The sequence below is a fragment of the Streptomyces sp. NPDC028907 genome (assembly GCF_055564995.1).
Map to the genome: position 1 here is coordinate 139,679 of NZ_JBVHVE010000013.1, position 22,035 is coordinate 161,713.

The following is a 22,035-nucleotide window of genomic DNA, read 5'->3' on the forward strand; positions in this document are numbered from 1 at the left end:
GGCGAAGGAGGTCGTCATGCTGGAGGAGCTGCTGGGCGCGGCCGCGGGAGTGGGTGCCGCGGGCCTGGTGTACGTGGCGGCTGCCGCACGGGTCGTCAAACAGTACGAGCGTGGGGTGGTCCTCCGGCTCGGACGGCTGGCGGGGGAGGTACGGCCCCCCGGATTCACCTTGATCGTTCCGATCGTGGACCGGCTGCACAAGGTCAACATGCAGATCGTCACGATGCCGGTGCCGGCCCAGGAGGGCATCACCCGCGACAACGTGACCGTGCGTGTGGACGCGGTCGTGTACTTCAAGGTGGTCGACCCGGCGAACGCGCTCATCAAGGTCGAGGACTACAAGTACGCGGTGTCGCAGATGGCGCAGACATCCTTGCGTTCCATCATCGGCAAGAGCGATCTGGACGATCTGCTCTCCAACCGCGAGAAGCTCAACCAGGGCCTTGAACTGATGATCGACAGCCCGGCCATCGGCTGGGGCGTGCAGGTGGACCGCGTCGAGATCAAGGACGTGTCCCTGCCGGACACGATGAAGCGCTCGATGGCCCGGCAGGCCGAGGCGGACCGCGAGCGGCGGGCCCGGATCATCAACGCGGACGCCGAGCTCCAGGCGTCCAAGAAGCTGGCCGAGGCCGCCCACCAGATGGCCGACGCGCCCTCCGCACTCCAGTTGCGGCTGCTCCAGACGGTGATGGCGGTGGCGGCGGAGAAGAACTCCACCCTGGTCCTGCCCATCCCGGTGGAACTGCTCCGCTTCCTGGAGCGGGGCGAGGACCACGAGCACCACGTCAAGCGCACCCCGGAGCCGAACGCGGGCAAGGCCCTGGAGGGTTCCGCCGACAAGGACGCCCACCCGGCCGTCGAACCCACGGCCGAGCGGGACGTCGAGCGGACGGTCGAGGACATCATCGAGGACGCCACGGGGAAGTGACACGAGCTACGCGCGTGGTTCACGCGACTCGCACCAGGTGATAGACACGGCGGGGTCACAGTTCCTGTCCGCCAGCAGGAAGGTTTCCCCATGTCCGAGAACACGACCACCGACGGTACGTCACGTCGTCAACTCCTGGCCCGCACCGGCGCGTTGGGCGTCTCGATCGCCTTCGCCGGCAATCTCACCGAACTCTTCGCGGGCACGGCCGCCGCACAGAACCTCGGCCACACCGCATACGGCCCGCTGGTCCCCGACCCGAAGGGCCTGCTCGATCTGCCGGAAGGTTTCCGCTACCGGGTCCTCTCCCGCGAGGGCGACCGGCTGCGCTCCGGTGAGGGCCTGGTCCCCTCCAACCACGACGGCATGACGGCCCTGCCCGGCAGGCACGGCCGCGTCCACCTGGTCCGCAACCACGAGAACCGCGCCGACGGCAGAGTTCCCGTCCCGACGGTCGAGGGCCTCACCTACGACCCGGCCGGCAAGGGCGGCTGTACGGCCCTGACACTCGACCGGCACGACAAGGTCCTCTCCGAGCGGGTCGCCATCGCCGGTACGGCCGTCAACTGCGCGGGCGGGCCCACGCCTTGGGGCACCTGGCTGACCTGCGAGGAGACCGAGGACCGGGCGGGCACCAACGGCTACACCAAGGACCACGGCTTCATCTTCGAGGTCGACCCGGCGAACCCGCACCGCTCGGGCGCGGTGCCGCTGACCGCGATGGGCCGCTTCCAGCACGAGGCCATCGCGGTGGACCCGCGGCGCGGCATCGTCTACGAGACCGAGGACGCCTTCGAGAAGCCCTTCGGCCTCTTCTACCGCTTCCTGCCGCACCAGCCGCACGGCGGCCTGGGCACCCTGCGCGCCGGCGGCCGCCTCCAGGCGATGCGGGTGCCGGGCGTCCCCGACCTCTCCTCGATCCAGGAGACGGGCGCGAGCTTCGGGAACATCGAGTGGGTCGACGTACCGGACCCCCTGGCCACCCGGACCCCCATCCGCCACCAGGACTTCGGCCCGAAGGGCATCACCCACGCGCAGAAGCTGGAGGGCTGCTACTGGGGCGGCCGCTGCGTCTACTTCGTCTCGTCCTTCGCCCGCAGGGCGGAGGGCTCGGCGGCGGACCACTACGGCCAGATCTGGCGCTACGACCCCGCCGGGCGCCGCCTCACCCTGGTGATCGTCTTCGGTCCCGACACGGACCTCCAGCTTCCCGGCGAGTCCCCGGACAACATCTGCCTCGCCCCCAGCGGCGGGCTCATGGTGTGCGAGGACGGCAACGGCGCCCAGCACGTCTTCGGCGTGACCCGACGCGGCGAGGTCTACGCGATGGCCCGCAACGCCCAGAACATCGGGACGCCCGAGGAACCGGAGTGGGGCGAGTTCGCCGGGGTCACCTTCTCCCCGGACGGCGGGACGATGTACGTGAACTGCTACACGCCGGGCACCACGTTCGCGGTGACAGGACCCTGGCGCAGGTAACCGTCCCGTCACACCTCCCCACGCGGAGGGCCGCTCTCCGACCGTCCTCTAACCTGAGCGGCATGAACGCTCCGGGGGATCTCGTCGACGGCCGGTTCGAGCTGGTGGAACGGCTCGGCAGTGGCGGAATGGGCACCGTGTGGCGGGCTCGCGACACGGTGCTGCACCGCGAGGTCGCGCTCAAGGCGGTGCGGTCCGACGCGGACACGGTCGGCGTGATGCGCGAGCGGGTGCTGCGGGAGGCGCGGGCACTGGCGCGGCTGAGCCATCCGCATGTGGTGACGGTTCACCAGATCGTCGCCGCCGAGCCGCATCCGTGGATCGTGATGGAGCTGGTGCCGGGCGTCTCGCTGCAACGGCGACTGGACGACGGCGCCTTGACGCCCGTGGCCGCGGCCCGGCTGGGCCGGCAGGTGCTCGCCGCGCTGCGGGCCGCGCACGCCGCGGGCATCCAGCACCGGGACGTCAAGCCCGCCAACATCCTCATGCGCCCCGACGGCGACGCCGTCCTCACCGACTTCGGCATCGCCGCGCTCCAGGGCACGACCGGCCTCACGGCGACGGGCGAGTTCGTCGGTTCGCCCGAGTACATGGCGCCGGAACGGATCCGGGGCCACGACGACGGCCCGGCGGCCGACCTGTGGTCCCTGGGTGTGGTCCTGTACGTGTGCGTAGAGGGCGTCAGCCCGCTGCGCCGCCCCACCACCCTCGCCACCCTGGCCGCCGTACTCGACGACCCGCTCCCGCCGCCGACCCGCTCGGGCCCGCTGGCGCCGGTGCTCGAAGCCCTGCTGGTCCGCGACCCGGCGGCGCGCCCGGACGCCGCCCGGCTGGACGAGATGCTCGCTCAGGTGGAGACGGGGACGACGCCGGTCTGGGCCGCCCCGCCCGGGGTGACGACCGTGGCACCGCAGCCGACACCCACACAGGTGGACACCCCGCGCCCCACGGTTCCCGCTGTTCCCACGGGAGGAGGCAGACCCCGTCGCCGCACTCCCCTCCTGGCCGCGGCCACGGCGTTGGCCGTCGCCGCGGCGGCGGCGCTCGTCCTCACCCTGGGCCTCGGCGACACGGGTGGCGACGACAAGGACCGCGCCACGACACCGGCGCCGACCGCCACCACCACCGGCTCCCCCGTCCCGGCAAAGCAGCGACCGACCCCGGCCACCCCCACCCCGACACCGGCCGGCGGCCGCTGGATCGCCCAGCTCCACTCCGAACCCGTCTCCGCCGGCGCCGCGAACCGGGACCGTCGGCTCGCCGTGCTCCGCCAGTCCGTACCGGAGACCGCCGTCCTCCGCAGCGACGACCACGCGTCCCTGCGCCCCGGCTACTGGGTGTTCTACGCCCCCGGCCCCTTCACCGACGGCCACGCCGCCCTGACCTTCTGCGCCGAGCGGGGCCGCACCTCGCCGAACACCTGCATCGGCCGCTATGTGAGCACGGACGCGACCGACTCCGCGCTCCAGTGCCGCCCTCCGGTCACCGCACCGACGGGCAGTTGCACACGCGACGACTGAGAGGCTCCCTGGGCAGTCCGCTCCCGCCGGGCGGGTGACACGGGCTCGGCACACCCATACCTGTACCGATATGACCATCTGATCCCCATATCTTCATGCGGTGATCACACTTGTACGACATATCGCCGCCGTCTGTGCCCTGAGCGCGGCCCTGAGCGGGCTCGCCGCCTGCGGGGCGCCGGAGACCACCCGCGCTCCCCACCCGGCGTCCAGCACCACCGTTACCAGCTCGCCCTCGGCCAGACCTCCCACCCTCGCCCCCGGCCCCGCCGGTCTGACCCCGGTCTTCGAGCACGGACCGCAGACCGGGGGCAAGACGGTCGCGCTCACCTTCGACGCCGACATGACCGCAGGTCAGGGGGCGCGGGCGGCGCGCGGGGAACGGTTCGACAATCCGGGGCTGGTCGCGGCGCTGCGGGAGCTGAAGGTGCCGGCCACGGTGTTCATGACGGGGCGGTGGGCCGAGGAGTATCCGCGGCAGGCCCGGTCCATCGGGCGGGACCCGCTCTTCGAGGTGGCCAACCACTCCTACAGCCACTACGCCTTCACCGAGGACTGCTACGGGCTGCCGACGGTCGGCGAGGAGCGGATGCGGGCGGACGTGGAGCGGGCGTACGCGGCGTTCCGGAAGGTGGGTGTCCGGGACGCGATGCCGTACTTCCGGTTTCCCGGGGGCTGCTACGACCGGCGCGCTCTGAAGGCGCTCGCCGCGGTCGGTGTCACCGCCGTGCAGTGGGACGTGGTGAGCGGGGACGCCTTCGCGACAGACGCCCGCGCCGTTGCCCAGGAGGTGCTGGACGGGGTGCGGCCGGGATCCGTGGTCGTCCTGCACTGCACGCTCAGCGCCGCCCCGACGACCGAGCGGGTGGTCCGGCGTGTCGTGCCCGAGCTGCGCGCGAGGGGGTTCCGGTTCGTGAAGGTGTCCGAGCTGATCGGGGCCGCCGGCGGGCGGGGCTGAGGCTCGTACGCTGGACGTATGAGCGAGGACCAGCCCACGAACGACTACTGCCTGATCGACGCGACCAGGCCGCCCAAGGCCGACGGGCCGCCGTACGCGGAGTGTGTGCTGTGCCGGGAGCCGACGGAGTACCCGGAGTCGTACAAGGGGATCACCATGTGCCCGGTGTGTGAGTGGCAGGAGGCCCAGCGGACCGCCTGTTCAGGGTGACGGTCCGTTCAGGGTGATCTTCGGGAGGTGAGCGCGCAGGCCACGGCGGTCGCCGCCGCCGTGAGCAGGGCCGCGGCCGCCAGCGGCAGCAGGGGCATGGGGACGGTGCCCGAGCGGGAGCCGGTGACCAGGCCGCTGACCGCCGCCTGGGCCGGGGAGCCGGTCACCACCACGGCCAGCAGGGCCGCGAGCAGCATCGCGGGGACCGCGCGGCCGGTCGAGCGCAGCAGCGGCCAGGTGGTGAGGGCGCCCACGGCCGTACCGAGCAGGGCACAGGCCAGCGTGGCGAGCAGCCCTGCCGCGCCCGCCGGCAGCCGGGATACGCGCGTCTGGTGGTCCGCGCTCACGGGGTCGCTGATGAGCGCGACGACGACGGTGGCGACCGCGCCGACGAGTGCCGCGGCGGTCAGCGCCACGAGCAGCGCGGCGAGGTGCGCCCGCCCGGGACCGGCCGCCGCGGAGACACAACCGCGGGCGGCGGGCGGCTCGTTGGTGACGCAGATCCGCACCAGCCAGGCGGCGACGGGCAGCAGGCCCGCGGCCGTGAAGCCCAGCGAGTCGAGGACGGGCTGGCCGCCCTGCACGCCGATACCGAGGAACGCGGCGTACAGGATGAACGGCGGCAGCCAGCGCTGCGAGCGGACCAGCAGGGCGGTCTGGTAACTGAGCAGGGCGGTCATCATCGGCTCTCGTCGTCGGGGGTCGGTCTCGGCTCCGTCGCGGGCGGGTCCTGGCGCACGCTCACCACGTGCCAGGGCGGGCGGGCCGTCAGCAGGGCGCGCAGGAGGACGTCGGAGTGGGAGGCCGGGAGGGTGAGGCGGTGGGTGCCGGGCTCGGGTTCCTCGGCCGATATGACCGTACGGGTCGCGTCGGCGGGGAGTTGGGCGCCGTGCGCGCCCTGGACGACGACGGTCATGTGCGGGCCGGCGGGTTCCGCGGCCGCCCGTTCCGTACGGAGGTCGAGGCCCGCGTCCCGCACGGTGTACGTCGCGTCCGGCGCCCCCGCCAGGCGGCTGGGGTCGTGGTCCACGAAGACCACGGCGGTGCCGTCCGCGGTGCGTTCGGCGACGGCCCGCTCCAACTCCTCGCGGGCGGCGGCGTCGAGGCCGGTCCACGCCTCGTCCAGGACGAGCAGCTGCGGTTCGGCAAGGAGTGCCTGCACGACGGCGACCTTCTGGCTGCTGCCCTTCGACAACTGGGTCATGGGCGTACGGGCGTAGGCGGCGGCGCCGAAGCGGTCGAGCCACTCCAGGGCGGCCCGGGCGGCCGCGGGGCGGGAGAGGCCGTGGACCTTGCCGAGGTGGGTGAGGTAGCCGAGGGCGGTGAAGGGGAGGGCCGTGGGGAACCGCTCGGGGACGTAGGCGGTGCGGGGGCGGCCGGTGATACGGCCCTCGGTCGGGGCGTCTATGCCGGCCAGGAGACGGAGCAGGGTGGACTTGCCGGTGCCGTTGGGGCCATCGACGCGGATGAGGTCGCCGGGGGTCACGGTGAGGTGGACGCCACGTAAGACCCAGGGGCCGCGCAGGCCGTAGCGGCGGCCCACGTTGTCCAGACGAAGATCGCGTTGCATGGGGATCATCATCTCTCGGGGTTGGCACACTTGAGGACGTGAACAGCGATCCGACGCCCACGACCGACAGCCCGTTCCGCTCCGAGCCGAGCGCCCGCGACCAGGCACGGCAGTTCGTGCTGCCCATGGTCGTCCGCATGGAGAAGAGCGCGCCCCCGGCCCGCACCGACGCGCTGGAAACCGCCGCCCGCGCCGTGCTGGTGATCCTCAGCGACGAGCGGTCGGCCGGCGAGGGCGAGTGGGCGCGGGCGATGCGGGACTGGCAGGACGCCCGGATCCGGAAGGTCGTGCGGCGGGCTCGTGGCGCCGAGTGGCGGCGCGCGGAAGGGCTGCCGGGCATCACCGTCACCGGCAAGTCGGCCGAGGTGCGGGTCTTCCCGCCCGTGCCGTTGGACGGCTGGCCCAAGGAACTGGCGAAGCTCCAGGTCTCCGGTACCGATCTCGACGATCCGGAGCCGCCCGTGGACGCCGATCCGGCGGGGCCCGTGCTGTGGCTGAACCCCGAGCTCGACATGTCGGCCGGCAAGGCGATGGCGCAGACCGGGCACGCGGCGCAGCTCGCCTGGTGGGAGCTGTCGGACGAGGAGCGGGCCGCCTGGCGCGACGCGGGGTTCCCGCTGGCGGTGCGCGGCGCCGAGCCGGGGCGCTGGCGTGAGCTGACGGGCGGAGGGCTGCCGGTGGTGCGGGACGCGGGGTTCACGGAGATCGCGCCCGGGTCGTGCACCGTCGTCGCCGATCATCCGGCGCTGCGGTAGGCCTCCCGGCCTTTGAACATCCCCGGCGCCCGGCGCGTACGACCTTGCGGGGCCGTCGACGGGGGCGCGGGCACCTGGGCGCGGGGCGTGGCTGGGCGTGGGCGCGAACCTCAAATGTTGCTCTGAAGGTGTCCCCCGAGCGATTCGGGCGGGGCGGGCGGGGCCATACCCCCGTCACGAACCGACACGTCCGAGGAGACGGGACAGCGGGCAGGGAAGAGGCCGAGGAGGGGCGATGGAGCGACTGGGTACGGGCATCGGATGGCGTCCGGAGATCGCGGAGGCGGTGGAGCGCATGCCGGGCATCGACTGGGTCGAGGCCGTCGCCGAGAACGTCTGCCCCGGACATCTCCCCGAGTCCCTGGTGCGGCTGCGGGAGCGCGGCGTGACGGTGGTCCCGCACGGCGTCTCGCTCGGCCTCGGCGGGGCGGAGCGGCCCGACGCCGGGCGGCTGGCCGCGCTCGCCGAGCGGGTCGAGGCACTGGGGTCGCCGCTGGTCACCGAGCACATCGCGTTCGTACGGGCGGGCGGGTCACTGACCGCGTCCCCGCGCCTGGAGGCGGGCCACCTGCTGCCGGTACCGCGCACCCGGGACGCCCTGGAGGTGCTGTGCGAGAACGTGCGGATCGCCCAGGACGCGCTGCCCGTGCCGCTCGCCGTGGAGAACATCGCCGCGCTGATCGCGTGGCCGGGCGAGGAGATGACCGAGGGCCAGTTCCTGTACGAGCTCGCCGACCGCACGGGCGTGCGGCTGCTGATCGACGTGGCCAATCTGCACACCAACCACGTCAACCGGGGCGAGGACCCGGCCAAGGCGCTCGCCGAACTGCCGCTGGAGGCCATCGCGTACGTCCATGTCGCGGGCGGCTTCGAACGCGACGGCGTCTGGCACGACAGCCACGCCCACCCCGTCCCGCAGCCGGTCCTGGACGTCCTGGCCGACCTCGCGTCCCGGGTGTCCCCGCCGGGGGTGCTGCTGGAGAGGGACGAGAACTTTCCGGAACCGGCGGAGCTGGAACGGGAGTTGGCGTCGATCCGGAGGGCTCTGGAGACGGGGGCGGCGGAGAGGGAGGCGAGCGCCGGGGGAGTCTCCCGGGAAACGGCACGCGTACCGGAGAACTCCGCGGCCTCCGACCACCTCGCGGAACTCGCCCCCGCCCGCCAGCGCCTCGCCCTCGCCCAGGCCGCCCTGCTGTCCGCGCTCGTTGCCGGTACGCCGGTGCCGGAGGGGTTCGACCGGGTGCGGCTCGGCGTGCAGGCACGGGCCCTCGCCGGGAAGCGGGCGGACGTCGTGGCGAAGGTGGCACCCGAACTGCCGGTGATCCTCGGGAACGGGTACCGACGGGCCTTCCTGGCGTACAGCCACGGGCACCCGATGACGGACGGCTATCGCCGTGACGCCCTGGACTTCGCCGGACACCTGCTGGCAGCGGGGCGGCTCGAAGACGCGCGGGTGCGCGCGGAGTTGCGGGAGTGGTGGCTGGAGCGGTCGGGACCGAAGCCGCACTCGCGGCGACCGGGGGTACGGCTGGCCCGGGCCACGCGGCGGGTGCTGCTGCGGCGGTGAGCCGCGTCGCCTACGCCAACCACCGTCCCCCCGCTGGACGCGGTCATCCCCGCTCAGTGTGCCGGGGTTGACACCCCGGCCCGCGACTCCGGCGACTCGCCCCTTTCCTCCCCCTCTGCCGCCGTACGCCACCCACCCTTACTCCCCCATTCGCCCGTATCCACCCCGGTTGCAACCATTCGCTCCTGTACGGCAGTTGGCGTAGACCCCGGGGTACCCCGAAGTAATATGCCAACCCCACCCCCGAAGCGCACTAACGTGCGGTGCCGCAACAGGAGGCACCATGCGACCGCGACCCCCGATCAACGGCCGAGGCATCTTCAGCGGCACCGGGCTCATCATCACCGGCCTGGCGGCGACGCTGTTGGCGATGATCTTCCCGATCTGGTCGTACGCCGACCGGTCCGGGACCGGTCTGGACACGCTCAACGCCGAGACCGTCTCGACCGGGTACGGGCCGCTGTCCGCGCTCGACCGGGACTTCGTCACGAAGGTCCGGCTGGCGGGGCTGTGGGAGCTGCCCGCCGGGGAGCAGGCGCGGCAGAAGGGGGCGACCCCCGCCGTACGGACCGCGGGGCAGCACCTCGTCGAGGGGCACGCGTTCCTCGACGAGCGGGTGCGCGACGTCGCAGGCAAGCTCAGCCTGGCCCTGCCCAACGAGCCCACCGGGCAGCAGCAGGAGTGGCTGGCGACCCTGAACTCCGCCGAAGGCGCTGAGTACGACCGGCAGTTCGCCAACATCCTGCGTCTGGCGCACGGGAAGGTGTTCTCCGTCGTCGCCCAGGTGCGCGCCAGTACGCGCAACACCCTCGTCCGCAAGCTCGCCGACGACGCCAACACCACGGTGCTGGACCACATCACGGTCCTGGAGGCCACCGGGTACGTCGACTTCGACGCCCTGGCCCGCGACATGGTCGCCGACAGCACTCCGCCGCTGACGCCGTCCCCCGCTCCGCCCGGTCCGACCGCAGACCCGGCGCCCGCCGTCCCGATGCCCCCGCCGCCCTCTCCGTCCCCGAGCTACACCCTTCCGCCGGCCGCCACCAGCCCACGCGCGGACGACTCCGAGGACTTCGACGAAGTCGACGACTACGTGGTGTCCTGACCGCCCGGACCCTCTATCCGGAACGTCACATCCCGGCAACTCTCCGTCCGGATGGTGAACAAGGCATGGCGCCCCAAGGGCCGTTGGCATAGAAACGCGGCATGTTCTGGGTCCTTCTCCTGCTGCTGGCCTGGGCCGTCGTCGGCACCGCGTGCACGCGGCTGTGCCTGGCCGCCGTGCACGCCGCCGCCATGGACACCAAAGAGACGACCGCGGGCCTGGGGCACGATCTGACGTTGTACGAGGCCGCGTTCCTGTCCGGCGGGCCGCGGCGGGTCGCCGATCTGACCCTCGTCTCCATGGCTCGGCAGCGCCGGCTGCTGCTCGCGCACACCGGCTGGGCGACGGTCGTCGATCCGCGCGGGCGGGACGAGATGGAGCGCTCGGTGATAGGGGCCATCGGGCCGGAAGGACAGTCCCGGATCGAGCCGGTGCGGGAAGCCGCGGCCGCCGCCGACGCGGTGGGCACCCTCGCCGACCGGCTGGTCAGCGCCGGTCTCGCGGTGCCCGACGGGGCGCGCACCGGGATCGCGGCGGCGATCCGGCAGGTGCGGCTCGCCGCGGCCGTCGTCCTCGCGCTGGGGGCCGTCGCCCTGCTGGCGCCGGCCCAGTCGGACCTGCCGGCCCACCTGGTCGCGCTCTGGTTCGCGCTGCCCTTCGTGCTCACCCTGAGCTGCCTCGCCATCGCCCGGATCGAGATCCACCCGTACGCGCGGTGGGCCTCCCCGGCCGGGCAGCGGCTGCTCAACGCCCTGGTCCGGCGCTCCCGGGGCGCGGACGACCGCACCTACCTCACCTCCGTCGCCGTACGGGGCGTGCGCGCGATCGGCGAGCCGGACCTGCGCGCGGCCTTCGCGCACCGCGACCCGCACGGTCCCGCACGACCGGCGGACCAGGCGCCCGGTGGCGCATAGGGGGCATTGAGGCGACACCGGCGAGGCGGTGCTTGCCTTCCTCAACAGACGAACGAAATATCCCTTTTGTTGCTGCCGTGCTGCGAAGGGATACGCGATGAGAGCTGCCGCCCTCTACTCGGCCGCGGGGGCTCTGCTCCTGACGACCCTCTCCGCCGCCCCGGCCGGCAGCACCGGGGCCGCCCCGGGCACGGCCGAGCAGCACGGCACGAGCGTGGCCGCCGCGCGCGCCAAGGCGGCCGGGATCGCCTTCGGCGACTGTGCCAAGGAGCAGGACCTGCCGGGCAAGATGGAATGCGGCACGGTGTCCGTGCCGCTCGACTACTCCCGCCCCCACGGCAAGCAGATCAAACTCGCCGTCAGCCGGGTGCGGGCCACGCACAAGGACCCGCACAACAGCAAGCGACGGGTGCCGGGGCAAGGCTCCCTCGTCTACAACCCGGGCGGCCCGGGCGCCTCCGGGCTGCACTTCCCGCTGATCGGCCTGCTGCCCGAGTGGAAGCGGCTGGCGGCCGCGTACGACCTCGTCGGCTACGCCCCGCGCGGAGTGGCCCCGTCCGCACCGCTGTCCTGCCAGGAACCCAAGAAGTTCGTCCAGGGCCCGGCGCTGGCGCCGACGCACCCCTCGGAGGCGTACAAGAAGGAGCGCATCGCCCGGGCGAAGGCCTACGCGCGCGGCTGCGCCGAACGCACCGGCGGTGCGCTGCAGCACTACAACTCCCTCAACAACGCCCGTGACCTGGACGTGCTGCGCGCCGCACTCGGCGAGTCGAAGCTGACGTTCATGGGCGCGTCGTACGGCACCTACTTCGGCGCGCTGTACGCGACCCTCTTCCCCTCGCACGTCCGGCGCATGGTGTTCGACTCCGCGGTGAACCCGGACCCCTCGCAGATCTGGTACCGCAACAACCTCGCCCAGTCGGCCGCGTTCGAGGGGCGGTGGGAGGACTTCCGGGAGTGGGTCGCCGAGCATGACGACGTGTACGGGCTCGGTGAGACCCCGGAGGAGGTCCTGCTCAGCTACGAGAAGGTGAAGGCGCGGCTGGCCGAGAAGCCGGCGGGCGGAAAGGTCGGGCCGGGGCAGTTGCAGGAGGCCTACCTCCAGGCCGGTTACTACGACGACTACTGGCCCTCACGCGCCAAGGCGCTGTCGGCGTATCTCAAGGGCGACCCGAAGGCGCTGGTCGAGTTGGCCGCGCCGGTGCGGGAGGCGGCGGCCGAGCAGGAGAACTCCAGCGCTGTCTACACGGCCGTGGAGTGCAACGACGCCCCCTGGCCGACGGACTGGGCGGTCTGGGACCGGGACAACACGCGGCTCGCGCGCGTGGCGCCGTTCGAGACGTGGGACAACGCCTGGATGAACCTGCCGTGCGCCTACTGGCAGGTCCCCCGGCAGAAGCCCCTCGACGTGCGCACCGGGCACGGCGAGCTGCCGCCGACGCTGATCCTGGCCGCCGAGCGCGACGCCGCCACGCCGTACGAGGGCGCGCTGGAGATGCACCGGCGGCTGGCCGGCTCGGTCCTGGTGACCGAGCGGGACGCCGGTACGCACGGCATCGCGTACGGCCCGAACGCCTGCGTCAACGGTTTCGTCGACGCCTACCTGCTGGAGGGCCGCCTCCCGGACCGGCGCGCGGCCTGTGAGGCACACCCGGAGCCCAAGCCGGAGCGCCCGGGCGCCGAGCAGGCGAAGAAGAAGCTGGGCGACCGGGCGGGCGCGACGAAGCCGGGCGGCCGGCCACAGGAGGCGGCCACCACCCGGCTCCCGCACTGATCAGGCAAGCCCGGCGACCAACTCGGCCACGGGCTTACGACGGCCCGTGCTGCACCTCCCGGGGGACAACCCCCGGACCCCCGGCCACCCACACACACCGCAACCGATCAGGCAAGCCCGGCGACCAACTCGGCCACGGACTTACGACGGCCCGTGAAGAACGGCACCTCTTCGCGGACGTGCATCCGGGCCTCGGACGCCCGCAGGTGGCGCATGAGGTCGACGATGCGGTAGAGCTCGTCGGCCTCGAAGGCCAGCAGCCACTCGTAGTCGCCCAGCGAGAACGAGGCGACCGTGTTGGCGCGGACGTCGGGGTAGCCGCGGGCCATCTTGCCGTGGTCGGCGAGCATGCGGCGGCGGTCCTCGTCGGGCAGCAGGTACCAGTCGTAGGAGCGCACGAACGGGTACACGCTGACGTAGTTCCGCGGCGTCTCGTCGGCGAGGAACGCCGGAATGTGCGAGCGGTTGAACTCGGCGGGCCGGTGCAGCGCCATGTTCGACCAGACGGGCTCCAGCGCGCGGCCCAGCTTGGTGCGACGGAAGAGGTTGTACGCCTCCTGGAGCTGGTCGGCGGTCTCGGCGTGCCACCAGATCATGAGATCGGCGTCGGCGCGCAGCCCGGACACGTCGTAGGTGCCGCGGATGGTCACGTCCTTGGCGGCGAGCTGGTCGAAGAGCTCCTGGACCTCGTCGGCGTAGCCCGCGCGGTCCTCGGGGAGCACGTCCTTCAGCTTGAAGACGGACCAGAGGGTGTAGCGGATGACCTCGTTGAGGTCCTTGGCCAGCTTGCCCTTGTTCGGGATCCTGCCGGACTCGGTGGTGGAGGCGTCGTCACTCATGTCACCTATTCTCCCGCTCCGCCGTGCAGACTCTGCACCGGGTTGGCGGTGAGCTCCTGCACACCCCGCAGGTCGCCTTCGAGCTGGTCGGCTGCCGCGTAGGCGCTCGCGATGCACGCCGGGATGCCCACGCCGTCGTACTGCGCGCCGCAGACGGCGAGGCCCGGCACCTTGGCGACGTGCTCGCGGACGCGGGCCACGCGCGCGTGATGGCCGACCGGGTACTGGGGCAGGCCGTCGGTCCAGCGGGTGACGCGGGTTTCCAGCGGGGTGGCGTCGAGGCCGGTCGCGGCCTTGAGGTCGCGGCGGGAGACGTCGACGAGGTGGGCGTCGTCCCGCTCCAGGATCTCCGTCTCGCCGTACCGCCCGACGGAGGTCCGCAGCACGATCACGTCCGGGTCCTCGTCGGCGATCCAGCCCCACTTCTGGGAGGCGAACGTCGACGCCTTGATGGTGCGCCCGTCGACCGGCGGCACGAGGAAGCCGCTGCCCGCCGGGAGGCCGGTCTCGGCGCGCCGGTAGGCGAGGGTGACCAGGGCCATCGACGCGTACTCGATGCCGTCCAGCTCCGTGGCGGCCTCGGGGGCCTCGGCGCGCAGGAGGGCGGCGGCGGCCGGGGCGGGGACGGCGACGACCACGGCGTCGGCCCGCAGCACGCGGTCCCCGGCGACGACGCGCCACCCCGTCGGCCCCTCGCGCCGCAACTCGCTCACCGGCGCCCCGGTGACGATCTCACCGCCCCGGGCGCGCACCGACTCGGCGACGGCGAGCGGGAGTTGGCCCACACCGCCCTCGATGCCCATGAACACCGGCCCGCTCTGCTGGTTGGCCGCGGCCCTGGCCTGGATCTCGCGGACCGCCTCGGTGAGGGAGTCGTGCGTCCGCGCGGCCTGGTAGAGCTGCGGGACGGCCGAGCGCATCGAGATGCGGTACGCGTCGCCCGCGTACACGCCGCCCAGCAGGGGCTCGACCAGCCGGTCGACGACCTCGCGGCCGAGGCGTTCCGCCACGTACTCACCGACCGCCACGTCGTCCCCGACCTCGGTGCGGGGCAGGTCGGCGTCGCGCTCGATGCGGGCCAGGCCCTCGTCGGACAGGACGCCGGAGAGGGCGGACGCGGTGCCGGGGACGCCCATGACATGCCCCTTGGGCATGGGGCGCAGGGCACCGCGGGTCCAGATCGAGGCGGTCGCGGTGGCGGGCGGCTGGAGGCGCCCGTCGAGGCCCACCTCTCGGGCCAGGGCGACGGCCTCGGGGCGGCGGGCCAGCATCGACTCGGCGCCGAAGTCCACGCGGACGCCCGCGATCCGCCCCGGCAGCAGCTTGCCGCCGACCCGGTCCGACGCCTCCAGGACGGTCACCTGCCGGCCGGCGTCCAGCAGCCGGTGGGCCGCGGCGAGTCCCGCGACGCCGCCACCGATGACGACGACCCGACCCGCACCACCCGTACGACTCTCCACTTCGCGCATGTCAACAGCCTCTCAGACCCCACTGACAATCTTTCCGCGCCCGGTGTCCGTCACGAGTCCTGACCGTGACCGCATCGGGACCGATCACCGCCAACGTTCGGCCGGCCCCCTGCGTCGAAGAAGCATCAGTCGCCACGACGACCCTCGGGGGTACGCCCACATGCGCACACGACGTTATGCACCATCGGCACGGTCCGTAGGCTCCGCACGATCCGTGCGGCCGGCCCAGGCACTGGCCGGAGTCCTTCTCGCCGCGGCTCTCGCGCTCACCGGTTGCAGCGCCTCGGACGACTCCGGGGCGGGCAGCAGCAAGGCCGCCGCAGGAGAGGCCGCGCAGGCCGACTCGCAGGCGGGGACGCAGGAGGGCGCACCGGGCAGCGGCTCCGGCGCCGGCAAGGCGACCGCGCCGGCCAAGGCCACCGCGAGCCACATCATCCGCACCGCCTCCCTGACCGTGCGGGTCAAGGACGTGCCGAAGGCCCTCGACGAGGCCCGCGGCACGGCCGAGAACGCGGGCGGCTACGTCGGCAACGAGACCACCACCCGCGACGAGGAGGGCCACGAGCAGACCCGTGTCGTCCTGCGTGTGCCCGTCGACCGGTACGCCGAGGTCCTCGCGGACCTGGAGGGCGCGGGCAAGCTGATCGAGCGCAGCGCCAAGGCGCAGGACGTCACCGACCAGGTCGTGGACGTGGAGAGCCGCATCAAGTCGCAGCGGGCCAGCGTCGCCCGGATCCGTGAGCTGATGGACCAGGCGACCAGGCTCAGCGACGTGGTGACGCTGGAGGGCGAGCTGAGCTCCCGCCAGGCCGACCTGGAGTCGCTGCTGGCCCAGCAGGCGTCCCTGAAGGACCGCGCCGGCCTGGCCACGATCACGCTCTCCCTGTCGGAGACGCCGGTGAAGAAGGCGGTGGCGAAGGACGACGACCCCGGTTTCCTGGACGCGCTCGCGGGCGGCTGGGACGCGTTCGTGACGATGCTGCGCTGGCTGGCGGTCGTGATCGGCGCCGTGCTGCCGTTCGCGGCGGTGGCGGCGCTGATCGTGCTGCTGTGGCTGAAGGTCCTGCGGCCCCGGCTGCCGCGCCGGCCGGAGCCCGCGCCCGTGACGACCGCCCTTGGTCCGCTGCCGGCGGCGCGTCCGGCACCGCGTCCCACGCGCGCGGGCGACGAACAGAGCGGTGAGCAGGACTGAAATGCGAGGCACTCGTAGCGTGTTCGCATGAACATGAGCGCTGCGAGGGGTGTGCCGGGTACACGGGAACGACTGGTCGTGATCGGAGGGGACGCCGCGGGGATGTCCGCGGCGTCGCAGGCGCGGCGCCTCAAAGACGCCGACGAGCTGGAGATCGTGGCGTTCGAACGCGGCCACTTCACCTCCTTCTCGGCCTGCGGCATCCCGTACTGGGTGGGCGGCGACGTCACCGACCGCGACCAGCTGATCGCCCGTACGGCCGAGGAGCACCGCGCGCGGGACATCGACCTGCGCATGCGGACGGAGGTCGTGGAGATCGACGTGGCCGGCGGCCGGGTACGCGCGCGTGACGTCGAGTCCGGCGACGAGTACTGGACGTCGTACGACAAACTCGTGATCGCGACCGGCGCCCGCCCGATCCGGCCCGACATGCCGGGCGCCGATGCCCTGGGCGTCCACGGCGTGCAGACCCTCGACGACGGCCAGGCCCTCATCGACACGCTGACAGGCACGCGTGGCCGCCGCGCGGTCGTGGTCGGCGCCGGCTACATCGGCGTCGAGATGGCCGAGGCGCTCATCAACCGCGGCTACGAGGTGACGGTCGTCAACCGCGGCAGCGAGCCCATGTCGACGCTCGACCCCGACATGGGCCGCCTGGTGCACGAGGCCATGGAGGGCCTGGGCATCACCATGGTGAACGACGCCGAGGTCACCAAGGTCCTCACCGGCGAGGACGGCCGGGTCAGGGCGGTGGCCACGGAGGACGCCGAGTACCCGGCGGACGTCGTCGTCCTGGGCATCGGCGTCCGCCCGGAGACGACCCTCGCGCGGGCGGCCGGCCTCCCCCTCGGCGACCACGGCGGCCTGCTGACCGACCTGGCCATGCGGGTACGCGGCCACGAGAACATCTGGGCGGGCGGCGACTGCGTGGAGGTCCTCGACCTGGTCTCCGGCCGGGAACGCCATATCGCCCTGGGCACCCACGCCAACAAACACGGCCAGGTCATCGGCACGAACGCCGCCGGCGGCTACGCCACGTTCCCCGGCGTCGTCGGCACCGCCGTCAGCAAGGTCTGCGACCTGGAGATCGCCCGCACGGGCCTCCGCGAGAAGGACGCCCGCCGGGCCGGCCTCCAGTACGTCACGGCCACCATCGAGTCCACGAGCCGCGCGGGCTACTACCCCAACGCCTCCACCATGACGGTCAAAATGCTCGCCGAACGCCGGACGGGCCGACTGCTGGGCGTACAGATCGTGGGCAGGGAGGGCGCGGGCAAGCGCGTCGACATCGCGGCGGTCGCCCTGACAGCCGGCATGACGGTGGAACAGATGACGTCCCTGGACCTGGGATACGCGCCCCCGTTCTCACCGGTATGGGACCCGGTCTTGGTGGCAGCGCGGAAGGCAGCGAAGGCCGTGAACGCCAGAACCTCATAAGGGGCAGCGCAGGCAACCCCCTGAGGGGCGCGGGGCTGTATCGATGTGCGGCTCCGCCGCGCGGGCGCGACAAGCCACGACGGCCCTGCACCCGCCGAACATCCCACACCCCTACGGCGACTAGGCGGATCCGTTGATCCTCTCGATGGCCTGCCGAGCCTGCTCAGCCGGTGGCCGCGACGGCAGCGACGACACCGACGCACTCACACTCGGCGGCATCGCGGCAGCGGGCTGCTCCCCCGCCGGCTTCGCATGCGCGGCCCCCCGCGCGGAGCGCAACCGGTGACTCACAGCCTCGTCGAGAGTCACGGGACGCTGCATCTGCGCCGCGAGACGTCCCGCCTCCTGGCCCAGCCGGGCCACGTCTTCCCAGGGCAGCCGTACCACCACGGAGATCTCGGCCTCCCCGTCGGGCAACGCGTGCATCGCAGGAGTAACTCGGTCGTTCATCGCCTGTTCCTCACGTAGACCCCGCGACCCGCCTTCCCCGTGCCGCGGGCGGTTGAGAGGAGATACGCACACCCGGACGGCGCCGTTCACCGATTCGCCGGACGTATCCAGGGCAGAAGACCCTCGTGGTCATCCCCGTCCATGACGTGAACCCGGTGCGCCGCACCCCTTGGGTGACATACGCGCTGATCGCCGCGAACGTCCTCGTCTTCCTGTCCACGCCCGGCATAGCCGGCTCCGTGGCCGGTGAGAGCAGCCTGGCCCAGACGTGCCATCTGCACGCGTTCCTGGACCATTACGCGGCGGTGCCGAGGGAGTTGATCCACGACCAGCTCCCGGGCGTGGTCCCCACCGGTGACGTCGCCGTCGGACCGAACGGCCCCGGCTGTGTGGTCGGCCCGCCGGACTACGACAAGTCCCCGGCGCTGTCGGTCTTCACCGCCCTGTTCCTGCACGGCGGTTGGCTGCATCTGCTGGGCAACATGCTGTTCCTGCTGATCTTCGGCAACAACATCGAGGACCGCATGGGCCATGTGCGGTACCTGCTCTTCTACGTCGTCTGCGGCTACGCGGCGTCGTACGGCTTCGCCTTCCTCAACGACGACTCGGCCGACCCGCTGATCGGCGCGTCGGGGGCCATCGCGGGCGTGCTGGGCGCCTATCTCGTGCTGTATCCGAAGGCCAGGGTGTGGGTGCTCGTCCCGTTCCTGATCTTCCTGCCGCTACGGCTGCCGGCCTGGCTGGTGCTGGGCTTCTGGTTCGTGCTGCAGGCGGTGTACTCGAACGGCGAGGGCGTCTCCGACGCGGGCACCGTGGCGTACGCGGCGCACATCGTGGGCTTCCTGGCGGGGATGGCTCTCGCCTGGCCGCTCAAGCCGGGGACGCCGCCGCCACCGGAGCCGCGCGGCCTGCTGTTCGGCAGGAGGGCGCGGCCCCACACGTGGTGAGCGTCGTCAGCGAGCCGTCCGGGTGTGGACGTACTCGACGAGCCGGGTCAGCGCGTCCGGGGCCGTGGACGGCATGACGCCGTGGCCGAGGTTGAAGACGTGGCCCTCCAGGCCGGACGCCGCGTCGAGGACCTCGCGGGTCTTGGCCTCGACCGCCTCGGGGGTGGCGAACAGGACGGTCGGGTCGAGGTTGCCCTGGAGCGCCTTGCCGGTGCCGACGCGGCGGGCGGCCTCGTCGAGCGGGACGCGCCAGTCGACGCCGACGACGTCCGCGCCGGCCTCGCCCATGAGGTTCAGGAGCTCGCCGGTGCCGACGCCGAAGTGGATGCGCGGGACGCCGTAGTCGGCGACGGCCTCGAAGACCTTCGCGGAGGCCGGCATCACCGAGCGCCGGTAGTCGGCGGGGGCGAGCGAGCCGACCCAGGAGTCGAAGAGCTGGACCGCGGAGGCGCCGGCCTCGATCTGCACCTTGAGGAAGGCGGCCGTGATGTCGGCGAGGCGGTCCAGCAGGTCGGCCCAGAGTTCCGGGTCGCCGTACATCATCGCCTTGGCGTTCTCGTACGTGCGGGACGGGCCGCCCTCGACCAGGTAGCTCGCGAGGGTGAAAGGCGCGCCGGCGAAACCGATGAGCGGGGTGGCGCCGAGCTCGCCGGTGAGCAGGCCGATGGCCTCGGTGACGTAGGAGACGTCCTCGGGGGTCAGGTCGCGCAGCTGGGCGAGGTCGGCCCGGGTGCGGATCGGGTTCTGAACGACCGGGCCGACGCCGGGCTTGATGTCGAGGTCGATGCCGATGGCCTTGAGGGGGACGACGATGTCGCTGAAGTAGATCGCCGCGTCCACGTCGTGCCTGCGCACGGGCTGGAGGGTGATCTCGGTGACCAGCTCGGGCCGCATGCAGGACTCCAGCATGGGAATGCCCTCGCGCACCTTGCGGTACTCCGGCAGGGAGCGCCCGGCCTGCCGCATGAACCACACCGGCGTGTGCGGCACGGGTTCGCGCCTGCACGCCTTGAGGAAAGCGGATTCGTACGTGGCTGACGGCGGCGTCTGGTTGGCACTCACGGGGGCAAGTCTCGCACGGCCGCTTCGGGCCCGGCGTCGGGGTTGCCGTGTTGTCCGGGTGTCCCTCCCTGCACGAAGCCCCCGTTCCCCTTAATCTTCCCGGCATGGCTGCGGCTCAGGAACGACTGTCGGACGGTACTGGCGGGATGGACGACGCGAAGGGCACCGGGGAGGCGGACCGGCATTCGAAGAACTCGGCTCCGCCGGCGTTCCGTGCGGCGGTCGACGCCCTGCGCGGCAGTCGGCTGCGGCCGCAGATCGAGGTCGAGCAGACCAAGGCTCCCCAGCGGCTGGCTCCGTACGCGTACGCGCTGGAGGCGGCCGTCGTCGATGGCGACCAGGACCTGGCCGACGGCCGGCTGGTGCTGCTGCACGATCCCGAGGGCCACGAGGCATGGCGGGGCTCGTTCCGGCTGGTGACCCTGGTGCGGGCGGAGCTGGAGCCGGAGATGGCCGCCGACCCGCTGCTGCCCGACGTGTGCTGGTCGTGGCTGACCGGTGCGCTCCAGGCGCGCGGACTGTCGTACGGGGAGCCGAGTGGCACCGTGACGCGGGCGAGCTCCCACTACTTCGGCGGGCTGTCGGAGCGTCCGGCGGCCTCGCAGATCGAGATCCGCGCCTCCTGGACTCCTCGGGAGGGCCTGGGCGGCGTGCCGGACACCGCGGCCCATCTGGCGTCCTGGTGCGATCTGCTCGCCCAGGTCGCGGGGCTGCCGCCGGCGGGTCCGGGGGATGCCTCGGTGGTGACGCTGCCGCAGCGCCGCGACCCGCAGTCCCGCTGACCACACCGGTGACGGGCGGCCACTCCGGCGACTTGACCGTCACTTTGTCGATACGGCCACTTTCGGTCAGGAATCAATCCATGATCGAACCGTTTCACTCGCCGAACGATCGACCACGCGTCCGAATTGCCCCGATTGTTACTCACTAAATCGTGATCTTTCCCTAAAGGGCCAGAGGTTTGGTGCCGAAGACGACTGTGACCTTGAAAGCCGTCCCCGCACCCAGGAGGCCTGGTGTCCGTTCTCCTCGAGCAGCCCGCAAGCCTGGTCGCCTACCGCCCGAACAAGCCGACCGCCATGGTGGTCGTGGCCGATCCCCGCGTCCGCTCCACCGTCACCCGGCATCTCTGGGCGCTCGGTGTGCGCGACGTCATCGAGGCCTCGTCCATCGCGGAGGCTCGTCCCCGCATCGGCAACCCCCGCGACATCTGTGTCGCCGACGTCCATCTGCCCGACGGCTCCGGCCTGACCCTCCTGTCCGAGACCCGCGCCGCGGGCTGGCCGAACGGCCTCGCCCTGTCCGCCGCCGACGACATCGGTGCCGTACGCAACGCTCTCGCCGGTGGCGTGAAGGGTTACGTCGTCACCGGCACCCGCACCAACGTCGGGCTCCCCACCCGGCCCGGTGCCGCTCCCATCGGCGCCGCCGCCGCCCGTATGCACCGTCGCCACCCGGGTGCCCCGAGCCACCCGGGCGGCTACCGCGAGCTGTCCGGTCGCGAGGTCGAGGTGCTGCGGCTGGTGGCGGAGGGCCAGTCGAACAAGGCGATCGGCGTCTCGATGGGCCTGTCCGCACTGACCGTCAAGAGCCACCTCGCCCGCATCGCCCGCAAGCTCGGCACCGGTGACCGCGCCGGCATGGTCGCCGTGGCCCTGCGGACCGGCATCATCCACTGACGCCGGTCATCCACCGGCCTCGACCACTTCCCTTACCTCGACCACTCACCGACGTGACCGGGATCGGCCGCTGATCCCGCCCGCGTCCCCCACCTGTCGTGGACCGGATCCTTCACTGGGCCGACTGGTTTACGACCTTCAGGCGCCCGCCGACGGAACGTTCCGTCGGCGGGCGCT

General features: G+C 72.5%; 21 protein-coding genes. 15 read left to right on the forward strand and 6 right to left on the reverse strand.

Features of this window, described 5'->3' with window-relative positions:
• The first annotated feature begins 16 nt into the window (after positions 1-16).
• The 5 genes from ACZ4UU_RS33875 (at position 17) to ACZ4UU_RS33895 (ending at position 5,098) form a co-directional block, all read left to right on the forward strand.
• On the forward strand, positions 17-931 hold the full coding sequence (locus tag ACZ4UU_RS33875) for a slipin family protein (RefSeq protein ID WP_471907208.1): 915 nt from the start codon (positions 17-19) through the stop codon (positions 929-931).
• A 90-nt stretch (positions 932-1,021) separates the two neighbouring features.
• On the forward strand, positions 1,022-2,410 hold the full coding sequence (locus ACZ4UU_RS33880) for a PhoX family protein (protein WP_471907209.1): 1,389 nt from the start codon (positions 1,022-1,024) through the stop codon (positions 2,408-2,410).
• A gap of 62 nt (positions 2,411-2,472) precedes the next feature.
• The gene (locus ACZ4UU_RS33885; RefSeq protein ID WP_471907210.1) at positions 2,473-3,930 is read left to right on the forward strand and encodes a serine/threonine-protein kinase; all 1,458 of its coding nucleotides are present in this window, start codon (positions 2,473-2,475) and stop codon (positions 3,928-3,930) included.
• 100 nt (positions 3,931-4,030) lie between these two features.
• Entirely contained in the window at positions 4,031-4,888 is an 858-nt protein-coding gene (locus ACZ4UU_RS33890) for a polysaccharide deacetylase family protein (protein ID WP_471907211.1), read from the forward strand.
• An 18-nt stretch (positions 4,889-4,906) separates the two neighbouring features.
• Complete coding sequence (locus ACZ4UU_RS33895) at positions 4,907-5,098, forward strand: hypothetical protein (protein ID WP_062719626.1); 192 nt, start codon at positions 4,907-4,909, stop codon at positions 5,096-5,098.
• An 8-nt stretch (positions 5,099-5,106) separates the two neighbouring features.
• On the opposite strand, the gene ACZ4UU_RS33900 is transcribed toward ACZ4UU_RS33895, so the two are convergent.
• Together ACZ4UU_RS33900 and ACZ4UU_RS33905 are read right to left on the reverse strand one after the other, a co-directional pair.
• Positions 5,107-5,778 carry an ABC transporter gene (locus ACZ4UU_RS33900; protein WP_471907313.1) on the reverse strand — a complete coding sequence of 224 codons (672 nt, stop codon included), beginning with the start codon at positions 5,776-5,778 and terminating at the stop codon, positions 5,107-5,109.
• Positions 5,778-6,668, reverse strand: a complete 891-nt coding sequence (locus ACZ4UU_RS33905) for an ABC transporter ATP-binding protein (RefSeq protein ID WP_471907212.1) — start codon at positions 6,666-6,668, stop codon at positions 5,778-5,780. The genes ACZ4UU_RS33900 and ACZ4UU_RS33905 overlap by 1 nt, the downstream gene beginning before the upstream one ends.
• 38 nt (positions 6,669-6,706) lie before the next feature.
• On the opposite strand from ACZ4UU_RS33905, the gene ACZ4UU_RS33910 reads away from it, so the two are divergent.
• From ACZ4UU_RS33910 to ACZ4UU_RS33930, 5 genes are all read left to right on the forward strand, one after another.
• Positions 6,707-7,423 (forward strand): aminoacyl-tRNA hydrolase, encoded by a 717-nt coding sequence (locus ACZ4UU_RS33910; protein WP_471907213.1) that lies wholly within the window; start codon positions 6,707-6,709, stop codon positions 7,421-7,423.
• Between the two features lie 235 nt (positions 7,424-7,658).
• Positions 7,659-8,990, forward strand: a complete 1,332-nt coding sequence (locus ACZ4UU_RS33915) for an MbnB/TglH/ChrH family RiPP precursor modification enzyme (protein WP_471907214.1) — start codon at positions 7,659-7,661, stop codon at positions 8,988-8,990.
• Between the two features lie 283 nt (positions 8,991-9,273).
• Positions 9,274-10,095 (forward strand): DUF4142 domain-containing protein, encoded by an 822-nt coding sequence (locus ACZ4UU_RS33920; protein ID WP_471907215.1) that lies wholly within the window; start codon positions 9,274-9,276, stop codon positions 10,093-10,095.
• 101 nt (positions 10,096-10,196) lie between these two features.
• Positions 10,197-11,009, forward strand: coding sequence for a TIGR04222 domain-containing membrane protein (locus ACZ4UU_RS33925; protein WP_471907216.1), 813 nt, complete (start codon positions 10,197-10,199; stop codon positions 11,007-11,009).
• Positions 11,010-11,106: 97 nt separating this feature from the next.
• The gene (locus ACZ4UU_RS33930) at positions 11,107-12,783 is read left to right on the forward strand and encodes an alpha/beta hydrolase (RefSeq protein ID WP_471907217.1); all 1,677 of its coding nucleotides are present in this window, start codon (positions 11,107-11,109) and stop codon (positions 12,781-12,783) included.
• 107 nt (positions 12,784-12,890) lie between these two features.
• Here ACZ4UU_RS33930 and hemQ read toward each other — a convergent pair whose 3' ends face one another.
• Positions 12,891-13,622: a hydrogen peroxide-dependent heme synthase gene (hemQ, locus tag ACZ4UU_RS33935; RefSeq protein WP_471907218.1), complete on the reverse strand. Its 732-nt coding sequence runs from the start codon at positions 13,620-13,622 to the stop codon at positions 12,891-12,893.
• Between the two features lie 5 nt (positions 13,623-13,627).
• Positions 13,628-15,091, reverse strand: coding sequence for a protoporphyrinogen oxidase (gene hemG / locus ACZ4UU_RS33940; protein ID WP_471907219.1), 1,464 nt, complete (start codon positions 15,089-15,091; stop codon positions 13,628-13,630).
• A 160-nt stretch (positions 15,092-15,251) separates the two neighbouring features.
• Here hemG and ACZ4UU_RS33945 point away from each other — a divergent pair, with 160 nt between their 5' ends.
• Together ACZ4UU_RS33945 and ACZ4UU_RS33950 are read left to right on the forward strand one after the other, a co-directional pair.
• A complete protein-coding gene (locus tag ACZ4UU_RS33945; RefSeq protein ID WP_471907220.1) occupies positions 15,252-16,283 on the forward strand; it encodes a DUF4349 domain-containing protein in 1,032 nt (343 codons plus the stop codon).
• A gap of 27 nt (positions 16,284-16,310) precedes the next feature.
• Positions 16,311-17,720: an FAD-dependent oxidoreductase gene (locus tag ACZ4UU_RS33950; protein ID WP_471907221.1), complete on the forward strand. Its 1,410-nt coding sequence runs from the start codon at positions 16,311-16,313 to the stop codon at positions 17,718-17,720.
• A gap of 120 nt (positions 17,721-17,840) precedes the next feature.
• Here ACZ4UU_RS33950 and ACZ4UU_RS33955 read toward each other — a convergent pair whose 3' ends face one another.
• Positions 17,841-18,170 carry a hypothetical protein gene (locus ACZ4UU_RS33955; protein WP_471907222.1) on the reverse strand — a complete coding sequence of 110 codons (330 nt, stop codon included), beginning with the start codon at positions 18,168-18,170 and terminating at the stop codon, positions 17,841-17,843.
• Positions 18,171-18,295: 125 nt separating this feature from the next.
• On the opposite strand from ACZ4UU_RS33955, the gene ACZ4UU_RS33960 reads away from it, so the two are divergent.
• The gene (locus ACZ4UU_RS33960; RefSeq protein ID WP_471907223.1) at positions 18,296-19,117 is read left to right on the forward strand and encodes a rhomboid family intramembrane serine protease; all 822 of its coding nucleotides are present in this window, start codon (positions 18,296-18,298) and stop codon (positions 19,115-19,117) included.
• Positions 19,118-19,123: 6 nt separating this feature from the next.
• Here ACZ4UU_RS33960 and hemE read toward each other — a convergent pair whose 3' ends face one another.
• Positions 19,124-20,179, reverse strand: coding sequence for a uroporphyrinogen decarboxylase (hemE, locus tag ACZ4UU_RS33965; RefSeq protein ID WP_471907224.1), 1,056 nt, complete (start codon positions 20,177-20,179; stop codon positions 19,124-19,126).
• 146 nt (positions 20,180-20,325) lie between these two features.
• Here hemE and ACZ4UU_RS33970 point away from each other — a divergent pair, with 146 nt between their 5' ends.
• Both ACZ4UU_RS33970 and ACZ4UU_RS33975 read left to right on the forward strand, forming a co-directional pair.
• Positions 20,326-20,961 (forward strand): DUF3000 domain-containing protein, encoded by a 636-nt coding sequence (locus ACZ4UU_RS33970; RefSeq protein WP_471907314.1) that lies wholly within the window; start codon positions 20,326-20,328, stop codon positions 20,959-20,961.
• Positions 20,962-21,195: 234 nt separating this feature from the next.
• Positions 21,196-21,858, forward strand: coding sequence for a response regulator transcription factor (locus tag ACZ4UU_RS33975; RefSeq protein WP_003997051.1), 663 nt, complete (start codon positions 21,196-21,198; stop codon positions 21,856-21,858).
• Positions 21,859-22,035 lie beyond the last annotated feature (177 nt).

Excerpts from the sequence above, each read along its gene's own strand:
- ACZ4UU_RS33875 (WP_471907208.1), top strand. The coding sequence starts at position 17 with ATGCTGGAGGAGCTGCTGGGCGCGGCCGCGGGAGTGGGTGCCGCGGGC.
- ACZ4UU_RS33880 (WP_471907209.1), top strand. The coding sequence starts at position 1,022 with ATGTCCGAGAACACGACCACCGACGGTACGTCACGTCGTCAACTCCTG.
- ACZ4UU_RS33885 (WP_471907210.1), top strand. The coding sequence starts at position 2,473 with ATGAACGCTCCGGGGGATCTCGTCGACGGCCGGTTCGAGCTGGTGGAA.
- ACZ4UU_RS33895 (WP_062719626.1), top strand. The coding sequence starts at position 4,907 with ATGAGCGAGGACCAGCCCACGAACGACTACTGCCTGATCGACGCGACC.
- ACZ4UU_RS33900 (WP_471907313.1), bottom strand. The coding sequence starts at position 5,778 with ATGACCGCCCTGCTCAGTTACCAGACCGCCCTGCTGGTCCGCTCGCAG.
- ACZ4UU_RS33905 (WP_471907212.1), bottom strand. The coding sequence starts at position 6,668 with ATGCAACGCGATCTTCGTCTGGACAACGTGGGCCGCCGCTACGGCCTG.
- ACZ4UU_RS33915 (WP_471907214.1), top strand. The coding sequence starts at position 7,659 with ATGGAGCGACTGGGTACGGGCATCGGATGGCGTCCGGAGATCGCGGAG.
- ACZ4UU_RS33920 (WP_471907215.1), top strand. The coding sequence starts at position 9,274 with ATGCGACCGCGACCCCCGATCAACGGCCGAGGCATCTTCAGCGGCACC.
- ACZ4UU_RS33925 (WP_471907216.1), top strand. The coding sequence starts at position 10,197 with ATGTTCTGGGTCCTTCTCCTGCTGCTGGCCTGGGCCGTCGTCGGCACC.
- ACZ4UU_RS33930 (WP_471907217.1), top strand. The coding sequence starts at position 11,107 with ATGAGAGCTGCCGCCCTCTACTCGGCCGCGGGGGCTCTGCTCCTGACG.
- hemQ (WP_471907218.1), bottom strand. The coding sequence starts at position 13,622 with ATGAGTGACGACGCCTCCACCACCGAGTCCGGCAGGATCCCGAACAAG.
- hemG (WP_471907219.1), bottom strand. The coding sequence starts at position 15,091 with ATGCGCGAAGTGGAGAGTCGTACGGGTGGTGCGGGTCGGGTCGTCGTC.
- ACZ4UU_RS33945 (WP_471907220.1), top strand. The coding sequence starts at position 15,252 with ATGCGCACACGACGTTATGCACCATCGGCACGGTCCGTAGGCTCCGCA.
- ACZ4UU_RS33950 (WP_471907221.1), top strand. The coding sequence starts at position 16,311 with ATGAACATGAGCGCTGCGAGGGGTGTGCCGGGTACACGGGAACGACTG.
- ACZ4UU_RS33955 (WP_471907222.1), bottom strand. The coding sequence starts at position 18,170 with ATGAACGACCGAGTTACTCCTGCGATGCACGCGTTGCCCGACGGGGAG.
- ACZ4UU_RS33970 (WP_471907314.1), top strand. The coding sequence starts at position 20,326 with ATGGACGACGCGAAGGGCACCGGGGAGGCGGACCGGCATTCGAAGAAC.